Origin of the sequence: Absiella sp. AM29-15 (assembly GCF_003434225.1) — a bacterium.
GTDB classification, from domain to species: Bacteria; Bacillota_I; Bacilli_A; order Erysipelotrichales; family Erysipelotrichaceae; genus Hoskinsella; species Hoskinsella hominis.
In genome coordinates this window covers 97,638-109,652 of the sequence record NZ_QVFL01000004.1, presented here as the reverse complement: position 1 = coordinate 109,652, position 12,015 = coordinate 97,638, and the positions used below count along the sequence as shown (strand labels likewise).

Sequence of the window (12,015 nt, the reverse complement as noted above, 5' to 3'; positions counted from 1 at the left end):
ATTATCTCACCTCCAGATTATAATCATCTTCTAATGTGAAGGATACATTTTCTTCAATCCAATCACGACGTAAATTGGCTTTATCTCCCATTAACACAGAAACACGTTTTTCTGCGATTACAGCATCATCAATGCTGACCTGAATCAGGGTTCTTGTTTCAGGACACATCGTGGTATCCCATAACTGATCGGCATTCATTTCACCCAAACCTTTGTAACGCTGTAAGTTGTAGCCTTTTGGGAATGTTTTACGCAAGTGGTCTAATTCTTCATCTGTCCAAGCATAAGCGATTTCTTTTCCCTTTTGTAATTTATATAAAGGTGGCAGTGCAATATATACCATGCCTTTTTCAATTAATTCACGCATATAGCGATAAAAGAATGTCAGTAATAAGATCTGAATATGGGCACCATCGGTATCGGCATCGGTCATGATAATGACTTTGTGATAATTGGAATCTTCCGCATGGAAGTTTGCGCCAACACCAGCACCGAGTGCATGGATGATTGTATTTAATTCTTCATTCTTTTCAATATTGGTAATACTTGCTTTTTCGGTATTTAACACCTTACCTCGAAGTGGCAATATCGCCTGATATTTACTATCTCGGCCCTGTTTTGCACTACCGCCGGCAGAATCCCCTTCGACAAGATACAATTCTTTTTTTCTGGCATCTTTTGATTGGGCACTGGCAAGTTTTCCAGATAAGATTTTTTCTGTTTTGCCTTTGCTTTTGCCTTTTCTGGCATCTTCTCTTGCTTTACGAGCTGCCTCACGTGCAGTACTTGCGCGCTGCATCTTTTTGATCAATGTCATTGCCAGTTCTTTATTTTCTTCTAAGAAGAAATTCAATTTTTCTGAAATCAATGCCTCTACGGCTGGTTTTGCTTCCGGAGTACCAAGTTTGCCTTTGGTCTGGCCTTCAAATTGAAGAAGGTGTTCAGGAATTCCAACTGATAAAATAATCGTTAGTCCTTCACGTACATCGCTTCCTTCAAAGTTCTTATCTTTATCTTTTAAGATACCATTTCTTCTTGCGTAATCATTAAATACTTTTGTGAATGCATTCTTTGCGCCCGTTTCATGTGTACCACCATCTTTGGTACGTACGATATTGACAAAGCTAAAAATATTTTCCTGATATTCATCCGTATACTGGAAACAACAATCTACCTTAATATCATTGGATACACCAGAAAACGATACTGGTTTATGGAATGTCTGTTTGTCTTCATGTAAATAATCCATGAATGCCACAAGACCTTCTTCATAATGATAGATTTCTTCCCGCTCTTTATCTTTACGTTCATCTTTTACACATAGTTTTAAACCTTTGATTAAGAAAGCATCTTCTCTTGCACGTTCCGCAATCTGATGAAAGGAAAACTTAGTCGTAGAAAACATAGTCTTATCTGGCATAAAACGCACCTTGCTGCCGGTCTTGTTTGTTTTTCCAATCACTTGCAGCTCGGATACACGTTTACCACCATCATGGAATGTCATCTGATAAATCTTATTATCACGATAAACACTTACTTCTACCCATTCACACAAAGCATTGACAACACTAGCACCAACCCCATGCAGACCACCGGAAGTTTTATATCCACCGGCTTCAGAGAATTTACCTCCTGCATGCAGTACAGTAAAGATAACCTGTAATGCTGGCACACCGCTGGCATGCATATCGACTGGCATTCCACGACCTTCATCTTCTACGCAGATACTTCCGCCTTCTTCAATCGTGATATGGATACAATTACCATGACCATTGAGTGCCTCATCAATAGAGTTATCAACGATCTCCCACACCAGGTGATGAAGTCCCCTTGCATCTGTACTTCCGATATACATACCCGGTCTTTTACGTACAGCATCAAGGCCTTCCAGAATCTGTATACTGCTTCCATCGTAAGCTTTTTCTGCCATACAATCACTCTCCTTACTTTTTATATTTACGTATATGAATCCTACGTATCATTTGACAACCCATAAATTATACCCTAGATTTTGAAAAAAGGAAGATTATTTTTTTAACTTTTTACTGTTTTCCCTCGATTTTCTTCCCTATTCGACAAAATAATGCTAAAATAATGGAGTTGATATATATGAGGTGAAGTGTATGGATGTAAATTGGATTTGGTATCTTGGACTTGGCTATCTACTAGGAAGTATTCCTTTTGCGTTAGTCATCGGAAAAGTCTTTTATAAAACAGATGTTAGAAATTTTGGCAGTGGCAACTTAGGCGGCACCAATGCTGGTCGTGTACTGGGGAAAAAAGCGGGTATTTCTGTCATTCTGTGTGATGTATTTAAAGTTGTACTTGCGGTAGCTATTGTTGCACAGTTTGATCGTGAAGCAAGCATATGGGCAGGACTTGCGGCTGCCATCGGACATTGTTATCCAGTATTTGCTGGCTTTCATGGAGGTAAGGCAGTAGCCACCATGTTTGGTTTTTTATTGAGTACTTCCATTTTTACATTTGGTAATTTATGGTATGTGCTTGTGCCTTTGATTTTCTTTCTGATTGTATTATATCTTGGAAAGATGGTATCTTTGGCAAGTATGGTTGCGGCTATTGTAAGCAGCATCTACATTACGATTATGCAATACAATATCAGTTTTGAAGTAATCCTTGCCAGTTGGCTGTTGACAGTGCTTGTTATCTATCGTCATCGTGGCAATATTGTAAAAATTAAAAATGGTACAGAGAATAAAATCAGCTGGCTGTAATAAAGTGATGTAATGAAAGCATCACTTTTTTTGTATCCGCTTTCTGTAAAGATTGTGTTAAGAGCAATTCCCCATTATTGACTTTACCTACAAAAAGACTAGAATGATATCCAATCGAAAGAGATAAGAAAAGAGAGGAAATTGCTTATGTTTCAGAAGATTAAACGTATTGTTTTAGGCAGATCACTCAAAAGTGATGAACTGGATCATGAAAAATTCAGTGTTTTATGGGGACTGCCGATATTATCCAGTGATGCGATATCAAGTGTATCTTATGCATGTGAGGAAATCTTAATGGTATTGATTCCCGTTCTTGGACTTGCTTCTTATCGTCCACTTATGGGAGTAGCTTTTGCTATTATCTGTTTACTGATGATTTTGGTATTCTCCTATCGTCAGACCATTTCCGCATATCCACAAGGGGGCGGTTCTTATATCGTCGCAAGTGAAAATTTAGGAAAGACTGCCGGACTTGTTGCGGCATCTTCTTTGGCAATTGATTATGTATTGACAGTCGCTGTTAGTATTTGTGCAGGTACAGCTGCCATTACCTCTGCCTTCCCTTCACTTTTACCATATAAGACATTAATTGCTTTCGTGATGGTCAGCTTACTTGCAATTGGTAATTTAAGAGGCATGCGTGAATCCAGTATCTTATTTGGATTACCAACGTATATGTTTATGATTTCTATCCTGATCATGATTATTACAGGTATCATCAAAGTATTGGTTCTAAAAGAAATACCACCTGTTTCTGCCGATTTACATCAGCCAACGCAGGATTTGACACTTGTATTATTTTTGAAAGCATTCTCCAGTGGCTGTACTGCTTTAACAGGTGTGGAAGCTGTCAGTGATGGAATTCCTAATTTTAAAGCACCTGCCCAAAAGAATGCCAAACGCGTATTGACACTATTAGCGTGTATTGTATTTATGATCTTTGTGGGCGTATGTTTTCTTGCGACTATGTATCATGTGGTTCCTAATGAAAATGTAACAGCGATTGCACAGATATCTTCCCATGTCTTTGGAAATGATACCCTAATGTTTTATATTGTACAGGCCACAACAGCCATTATCTTAACAATGGCTGCCAATACTGCTTTTGCAGATCTGCCATTGTTATTTTCTATTCTGGCAAAAGATGGCTATGTGCCTCGTCAGTTTATGGCAAGAGGTTCACGTTTAAGCTTTTCTAACGGTATCATCATGTTATTTTTGTTATCAGCTTCCTTGGTTATGATTTTTCATGCCAATACTCACCACTTAATGCCTTTATATGCAGTCGGTGTCTTTTTATCTTTTACTTTATCACAGGCTGGTATGTTTGTTCGCTGGTTAAAAACCAAAGAAGGAAAATGGAAACACAAAGCTTTTATCAATGGCTTAGGCACAATTATTACTGCTATTACCTGTATGATTATTGCGGCAAGTAAATTCTTTCATGGTGCTTGGATCGTCTTGTTGTGTATTCCTGTTTTCGTTTTCGTTATGAGAAAGATCCACCAGCATTATGAACAGGTAAAACATGATTTAGATATCACAGAAATTAATGATTCGCTGATTCGAAAACAACCTATTCCTACAAGAATCATCTTACCAGTTGATTCCATTAACCGTTCCTTCATTAAAGCTGTCAATTATGCATATACCCTACATTGTGATAATATGGAAATCTATCATGTGGATGTGGATGCATATGCCACACAAAAGCTGCAGCATAAATATGGATGTTTACAACTCGATATTCCTTTATGTTGTGAACAGGCACCTTATCGTAACATCAATGAAACCTTGTTACATCATATTGAGGAAGAAGCAAAGCATTTATTGCCACAACAGACACTCACCATCATTATCCCACAGTTTGTTGTGACCCATGTACAGAAAAATATTCTGCATAATCAAACATCGCTGTTATTGAAACACAAGTTATCTTATATGCGAAATGTATCCATCATCAGTGTTCCCTATGTTCTTCATGAATGAGTATCAACTTGACAGTAAAAAGGCTACCATAGCCTTTTTTTGGATATGTGTAAATATCAGGTTTCACTTTTTGCTTGATGGCATCTCAAAATAAGAAATCTGTATTACTATTTACCCTGCCTGCTCTATCGGATATCCCACGATTTCTAATCCTGCATGCATAAAGGTATCTTCATAGATGACATTCTTTCCAATAGAAAATATGACATGTCCTACACTATTTAAACTTTCGCCTATTTTGATATGCATATCCCCTTCATAAGGTGCATGCAGTTCACAGATATCTTTTTGAATCAAATGAAGTTTCAGGCATAATTGTCTTTGTTTAATTATGATATCCACATGTACTTCATCTTTTTGTATGAATTTCATCTGTTGGATATGTGCACCCAGATAACTAGCAAAACGATATTGTTTATCATTTACATATAAAACCGCAATGATCCCAGTAAATGATATTGGCTTAAGTGGAATATCCGCAATGGATAAAAACAGCCCTGTATTCCTGTCTGTATGATTTGCCTGAAACCATATATATTTAGAAGGAAAGGAAGTTCCCCGATCTTTTTCAATATAACCAATGCCATTGATATCATAAGACTTCTCCCTCATGGTCAATCTGCCACTGATCTGATGATGAAGTGATATGACTGCATGATAACATTGCATAGGCAGATACGCAAACGGACCCATGATTGTTGGCATATATCGACTAGAAGTCAGCGCTGTTTTCTCATCGAATACAAGATCAGCCTGCATACTTTCCATACAAAGATGTAAACTGTCTTCAGTAAGTATTGTATCTTTCAGTTTTAACATGAATGGATTAGATTGTACGTATAATTGTGGTTCTTCATACACCTCATATACAGATGTTTGATGTATTGTATCCATAAACTGAATAAATGCTAATGTTTGTGAGCTTTGATATTGTATCCCGATAATGATGGAAAAGATGATATCCTCTTGCATACCTTTGATATACCATCCTTCAAAATAAGGATGCTTTGATTCCTTGTGTAATCCAAATTCATTTTGCATAAGTATTACCCTCCAGAATAAGTATATGCGTTAGAAAAAAAGATATATCTAACAAGACATATCTTTACGCAATTTGTTCAATTCTGCATTTCTGACAGAGTGGATGATGCTTCACAAACACCTGAATCTGTTTTCTCATATTATAGAAAGAAGATCCATAGAAATATAATGCAGTTTCCATAGGCCCTTCCCAATAACTGTAGAAAGATCCAACATTTTCGATTCTGATATTGATATCTGAGATAACCTGATTGATATCACATTGATCATAGACATTATCTGGTAAATCCACACCATTTAAATAAATTGCCATTCCCTCTAAATCACCAACTGGCAGGTATACCTCATCATTATACAATAAGGATCCTTTTGGTACACCAATTTCTTTTAAAATCTTTTGTATGGTATCTAATGCTGTATAAGAATCCTCAATGGAAACATTGACGTCACAATATTCAATTTCCCCACTTGCTAACTGCATGGTTCCTCCACCAATGCATTCCCCGATACCCTCTTTTTTTAAATACTCATCTAACCTGTTTTCGTATAAGTCCCCTCGATCGTTAGGACGTAGTCGTGCGTTCAGTTGTAACGTTAAGTCCATTGTTTATCGCCTCGTATCTAGTAATATTGTATCATAAGAATGTAAAGAAAGCATTGTAAAATGTGATTATCTTTATTTACCAATGCAAAATATCTCTTTTTGAGGAGAACTTTTACCATCATATGTAAAAATGGCAGATAAAATACCTGCCATTTACTTAAAAATTGATATATTCATATTTATATGAATCGTGTAACTACCATATTTTATAAAACTTTTGTGGTGTAATCTTCCAGATTGATGACTTCATCTACAATATCCATATAGAAATCAGGATCGTGGGATACTAGAATAATCGTTCCATGGTATGCTTTTAATGCACGCTGTAATTCTTCTTTCGCATCCACATCCAGGTGGTTGGTTGGCTCATCTAGAACCAGAACATTACAAGGTTTATTCATGATGAGTGCCAAACGTACTTTTGCCTGTTCCCCACCACTTAATACACACATGCCTGATTCGATATGATCCGTTGTCAATCCACATTTTGCCAGAGCAGCTCGTACTTCTCCATTGGTAAGTCCTGGAAAGTGATCCCAGAAATGTTGAAGCGCTGTTTTGGTATTGCCGTGTTCTTCTTGTTCAAAGAATCCAATTTCCACAAATGGATCGACTTCAACATGACCGGATAATGATGGAATCATACCAAGCAGTGTTTTTAATAATGTTGTCTTACCCAGACCATTAACCCCTTTGATTGCAATCTTTTTATTACGTTGTAATTCCATATGAAAAGGTGTTGTTAAGGGATCATCATATCCAATAACCAGATCCTTTACTTCAAAGATCACACGGCCCGGCGTTCTTGCTTCCATAAATTCAAATACTGGTTTGATTTTGGTTTTAGGTTTACTGATGAGATCCATTTTATCCAGTTTTTTCTGCCTGGAATGAGCCATGTTTCGCGTTGCTACACGAGCCTTATTGCGGGCAATGAAATCTTCTAAATCTTCAATTTCTTTTTGCTGTTTGTTATAGGCTGCTTCCTGCTGACGCTTTTTCATTGCATATTGTTCCTCAAAATAATGATAGTCCCCCGCATAACGTGTTAAGATACAGTTTTCCACATGATAAATCACGTTGGTAACAGCGTTTAAGAATGGAATATCATGGGATACTAGAATAAATGCATTTTGATATTCACTTAAAAATGTTGTCAGCCAACGGATATGTTCTTCATCCAAATAGTTAGTAGGCTCATCCAAAATCAAAATCATTGGATTTTCCAACAACAGCTTACTTAACAATACTTTAGAACGCTGTCCTCCAGATAATTGTGTCACATCTTTATCTAAACCAATATCTAACAGACCTAATCCTTTTGCGACTTCATTGATTTTTGCATCAATCATATAGAAACCATTGTGATCTAAGATATCCTGAATCTCTCCAACTTCTTTCATCAGATGATCCATTTCTTCCTCACTACAATTGCCCATCTTTTCATACATATCCATCATTTCTTTTTCTAAATCAAACAAGTGATGGAAAGCATCCTGTAATACTTCTTTAATGCTCTTGCCTTTTTCAAGAGAAGTATGCTGATCAAGATATCCAGTTGTAATACGATTACACCATTCTACCTTGCCTTCTTCAGGTGCTAATTTCCCTGTGATGATATTTAAAAAAGTAGACTTTCCCTCACCATTGGCACCAATCAATCCAACATGTTCTCCATTTAATAAACGAAAAGATACATTCTCTAATATTTGTCTTCCACCAAAGCTGTGTGATACGTTTTGTACATTTAAAATACTCATAAAAATCCCTCCAAGATTTGCATAGACAAGTATATCATACCCAATCTTTCAGCACAATTTGAAATGTGCAATTCCACAAAAAAAGACGCTTATTTCTAAACGTCTGAAACATTATGCTTTTGTTATGATGCATTGCTTCTTGAAAAATGATATGCCATAGCCAACACTTTTTTTATATTTTTGATACTTTGGATTTAAAAGATAGCGTTTATCCTTCATTTGTTTTGCGGCTTTTTGACTATCGCTCATCAATTCATCTAATGTAGCTGAATGTTTACATTCAATGATGATTACCGTTCCATCAAGTCTTCTAGGTAATATTTCAATATCAAATCTTCCATCCCCTGCCTCTTTATTCGAGGAAACATCTAGATCTTGAAACAATCCTAAAAGAAATCCATGGTAAAAGCTTTCATAATTATCATAATAACTAATACTTCTATCTAAGATATCATTTAACATAGATTGCGATTTTTCAACTTCCTCATCATCTAAAAGTTGGATGAATTCATTTACATATTGATGTTTAATTTCATTGAAATAATCCATAAAACTTTGATCATAAATTTTATAAACTTCTTTATTTGGAATCACCAATTCATAAACTTCATTAGTTTTTATTTCTTTATATATTTTTAAATATCCTGTCATCAATAGGAAACTATATATATTATTAATATTATTCATATCACGATACGTAAGTTCTGGTTTTATTTCTTTTACCAGTGTTTTTCCTTGCATCAATAATTCAAATTCATCATGCAAAGTTTGATTTCCATCCTTGATATAATTGATGACAATATCATTTCCACTTGTATTTGCCCAAAAAGAAATTGGCTTTAAACTTTCTTTTTGAAGTTTTCGATCAACATACATTAGGGAACTCCAAGGATTGAAAATATCAGTATCTCCAAACAAATAGCCATCATACCAATCCTTTACTTCTTGAATATATCGTTCAAAATTATAAAACTTTAATAAAGCTTCTATATCTTGATAAGTAAATCCAAAATAACAACTTGATTTAATATCTAAAATGGAATATGTTTTAAAATTATTCAATCCCGTGAAGATACTTTCTTTAGAGATTCTCAAACATCCTGTTAGTATCCCTTTTTCTAAAGCATCATTTGTCTTTAAGGCTGATGAGAAAACCGTTTTCAAAAAGTTTACCATTTCATCATAATATCCATTTTTATAGGCAGCGTGTAAAGGAACATCATATTCATCTATCAGAATAATAACTTTTTGATAATAATGTTGTTGTAGGCATTGTGATATACGATATAAAGATTCCTTCAAATCAATCATTTGACCTTTTCTATATTTAAGATTTCTTAAAATATCCTTATCTGCATCATCTATTTGTGTACTATCAAATAACTCTTTATTTTTTTTGACTATATCAGAAACTAATGATGCGTAACTATCCATTTGTGCTTCAAAGCTTGATTCGATCATATCTTTTAAAGATATGAAAATAACAGGATATTGATTTTGATGTTTCATGATTTCCTGTTCTTTATAAATTTCTAAATTATCAAATAGATAAGCATTATCTTTCTCTTTGTTAGAGAAAAAATAATACAACATACTCATGTTAAGTGTTTTACCAAAACGCCTTGGTCTTGTATATGATACTAGTTTTTCACTTAATACATCTTTTATCCACATTGTTTTGTCAACATAGTAATATCCTTTATCGATAAGTTCTTTAAAATTTTCTATACCAATCGGTAATTTTTTCATTCCTTACACACCACCTTTCAACGTTTGTATTGTAACATAATATCTACTTCATTCCTATCCTATCGATATTCTAAATTTCACTATCACTAGTTTTCAAAGCTTTACGGATAGATTGTATATATTGATGCTTTTTGTTATACTGAACATAGAAAAAGAGGTCCTGTACATGAACAAAATCATCAAACCCATACAACCTGTGAAGTTACATCCTCCAGTAAAACAAAAGCCACAACAAGATAAGCCAAAAGAAAATCCATCCAAATAAGCGGATGGATGTTTTTATAAAAATTGTTTTGTGAATTGATCCGCGATATTCATAATTAAATCGCTATCAAATGGATTACTTAATCCGGAAGCTTTTAATGGCTCCAAATATTGAGTGTTTAGCGTATATTGTGTAATATTACGATAAGCCTGTAATGCATCTTCTCGATCATGCATACTCATCATCCATATTTCAAGTGCTGAAGCAGCACTGGTGGCATAACTGATACAGTAGAACGGTGTTTCAAAATGATGATGAATGTCTACCCATTCATATTCAACTGGATATCCCATATATTTTTTATATAGTTCTGCGTGCAGTTGATTCATCTCTTCTAAACTCATATCTGGTTTTTTAAAGACTTCCTGCTGGAATTCATCCTCACATGCCCCCTGTAAAATACTGCTCAACATATTCATTAAATTTGATATTTCCATTAACTCTGCTTTTTCTCCATAGATGTCTTCATAATAAGCATACATCAATGTTTCTAAACCTTGTGAATGAACTTCCGCAAGATCCAGATTATTAGAATCATTCCAGATGGTATCCCCCATTAAAAAGAAATTATAATAATGTCCAAATTCATGAAACATGGTACCTGGATCTTTGTAATCAGAGGTATTGATAAACATAAACGGTTCATTTCCGATAATGGTTGTATATCCTGCATGCAACATATTTTTTTGATCATCATACACATATAAGCCATGCTGTTTCATATATGCAAATGCATCTTGCATAGCTTTTGGAAATTCAGATTGAAGTGCTTTTTCAAGATAAGGCATGCCCCCTGCAACATCTACCTGTCCATCATGTATTGCATGTATTTTATCACTATATTCACTATTCAGTTTCTGATATAACGGTGCAATATATTTTAATACTTTTTCTTCAAATTTTGCGGCATCTTCTTTACTGTAATCACGTTTTAATACCTCGTATGCATAATCACTATAATTTTCATATCCGAGTTTTTTCGCTATTTCTACTCTTGTTTTCACAAGTTCTTGATAAATACCTCCCAGTTCCTTATTACGTTTTTCATAGATTTCATAATAGGCTGGAATATCCGCAAAAGAGCTTAAATCAAGATCATCTATCGTAACTGTTTTACCATCTTTTATCGTTGTATAATCATTTGCTGCAGAACGCTTATTGTATTGATTGATAAGTTTGGTTTCTTTTTCTGATAATGCTTCAATTTCAGGTGAATTTAATTTGCGATTTACCTCGTAGCGATCAATAAACGCCTGTCCCATCTTTTTCACAAAAGCATCTTTATATTCTGATTCCATAATAATTTTGGTCATCTCATTCATACGATTATCCAATTTTACAAACTCATTGTCTAATAACTGATTTTCTTCTTCATAATATGTATCGGTTAAATCTAGATGATTATGAATACTGGCAATTACCTGCATTTGGTCATAGTTTTGTAAAGCTTTTAGGATTTGATCATATTGTGATAACACGCTGTCTTGTTGTTCTGATTGTTTTGCCTTATCTATTGTATCCTTGATTTTCGCATAGATTCCATCTATATCTGGACGTTCATATTTCATATCCTTAAAATCAATGTCATCATGTTGTGGTATTATTTCTTCTTTTGCCTGGGGTATTTCATACATCACATCTGATGATTTTGATGGATTGTTAGATGTACATCCACTTAATATTATTGTGATACTCAATAATCCAGCAAATAGTTTTTTCATATTTTTCATAAATGCAGCTCCTTTATTTATTAGCTTATTATAGCAAGTTTTATCCATAAAATACAATTATATCTCTCATTATCTAAATAGAAAGTATACCATAAATTTATTACTTTATTCTTATTTATCATATTTCTATGCGATACCTTCC

General features: G+C 34.5%; 8 protein-coding genes. 2 read left to right on the top strand and 6 right to left on the bottom strand.

Features of this window, described 5'->3' with window-relative positions:
* Position 1: 1 nt before the first annotated feature.
* Positions 2 to 1,930: a DNA topoisomerase IV subunit B gene (gene parE / locus DW761_RS05655; RefSeq protein WP_117456029.1), complete on the bottom strand. Its 1,929-nt coding sequence runs from the start codon at positions 1,928 to 1,930 to the stop codon at positions 2 to 4.
* Positions 1,931 to 2,123: 193 nt separating this feature from the next.
* On the opposite strand from parE, the gene plsY reads away from it, so the two are divergent.
* Complete coding sequence (gene plsY / locus DW761_RS05650; RefSeq protein ID WP_117456027.1) at positions 2,124 to 2,735, top strand: glycerol-3-phosphate 1-O-acyltransferase PlsY; 612 nt, start codon at positions 2,124 to 2,126, stop codon at positions 2,733 to 2,735.
* A gap of 147 nt (positions 2,736 to 2,882) precedes the next feature.
* Complete coding sequence (locus tag DW761_RS05645; protein WP_117516736.1) at positions 2,883 to 4,724, top strand: APC family permease; 1,842 nt, start codon at positions 2,883 to 2,885, stop codon at positions 4,722 to 4,724.
* 111 nt (positions 4,725 to 4,835) lie between these two features.
* Here the strand turns inward: DW761_RS05645 and DW761_RS05640 are convergent, their stop codons facing one another.
* From DW761_RS05640 to DW761_RS05620, 5 genes are all read right to left on the bottom strand, one after another.
* Positions 4,836 to 5,765 carry a hypothetical protein gene (locus DW761_RS05640; protein ID WP_117516734.1) on the bottom strand — a complete coding sequence of 310 codons (930 nt, stop codon included), beginning with the start codon at positions 5,763 to 5,765 and terminating at the stop codon, positions 4,836 to 4,838.
* A gap of 64 nt (positions 5,766 to 5,829) precedes the next feature.
* A complete protein-coding gene (locus DW761_RS05635; RefSeq protein WP_117516732.1) occupies positions 5,830 to 6,369 on the bottom strand; it encodes a hypothetical protein in 540 nt (179 codons plus the stop codon).
* Positions 6,370 to 6,575: 206 nt separating this feature from the next.
* Positions 6,576 to 8,129, bottom strand: a complete 1,554-nt coding sequence (locus DW761_RS05630) for an ABC-F family ATP-binding cassette domain-containing protein (RefSeq protein ID WP_117516730.1) — start codon at positions 8,127 to 8,129, stop codon at positions 6,576 to 6,578.
* A gap of 111 nt (positions 8,130 to 8,240) precedes the next feature.
* On the bottom strand, positions 8,241 to 9,878 hold the full coding sequence (locus DW761_RS05625; protein WP_117516728.1) for an AAA family ATPase: 1,638 nt from the start codon (positions 9,876 to 9,878) through the stop codon (positions 8,241 to 8,243).
* Positions 9,879 to 10,157: 279 nt separating this feature from the next.
* Complete coding sequence (locus tag DW761_RS05620; RefSeq protein WP_117516725.1) at positions 10,158 to 11,873, bottom strand: peptidase M3; 1,716 nt, start codon at positions 11,871 to 11,873, stop codon at positions 10,158 to 10,160.
* Between the last annotated feature and the right edge of the window lie 142 nt (positions 11,874 to 12,015).

Excerpts from the sequence above, each read along its gene's own strand:
- parE (WP_117456029.1), bottom strand. The coding sequence starts at position 1,930 with ATGGCAGAAAAAGCTTACGATGGAAGCAGTATACAGATTCTGGAAGGC.
- plsY (WP_117456027.1), top strand. The coding sequence starts at position 2,124 with ATGGATGTAAATTGGATTTGGTATCTTGGACTTGGCTATCTACTAGGA.
- DW761_RS05645 (WP_117516736.1), top strand. The coding sequence starts at position 2,883 with ATGTTTCAGAAGATTAAACGTATTGTTTTAGGCAGATCACTCAAAAGT.
- DW761_RS05640 (WP_117516734.1), bottom strand. The coding sequence starts at position 5,765 with ATGCAAAATGAATTTGGATTACACAAGGAATCAAAGCATCCTTATTTT.
- DW761_RS05635 (WP_117516732.1), bottom strand. The coding sequence starts at position 6,369 with ATGGACTTAACGTTACAACTGAACGCACGACTACGTCCTAACGATCGA.
- DW761_RS05630 (WP_117516730.1), bottom strand. The coding sequence starts at position 8,129 with ATGAGTATTTTAAATGTACAAAACGTATCACACAGCTTTGGTGGAAGA.
- DW761_RS05625 (WP_117516728.1), bottom strand. The coding sequence starts at position 9,878 with ATGAAAAAATTACCGATTGGTATAGAAAATTTTAAAGAACTTATCGAT.
- DW761_RS05620 (WP_117516725.1), bottom strand. The coding sequence starts at position 11,873 with ATGAAAAATATGAAAAAACTATTTGCTGGATTATTGAGTATCACAATA.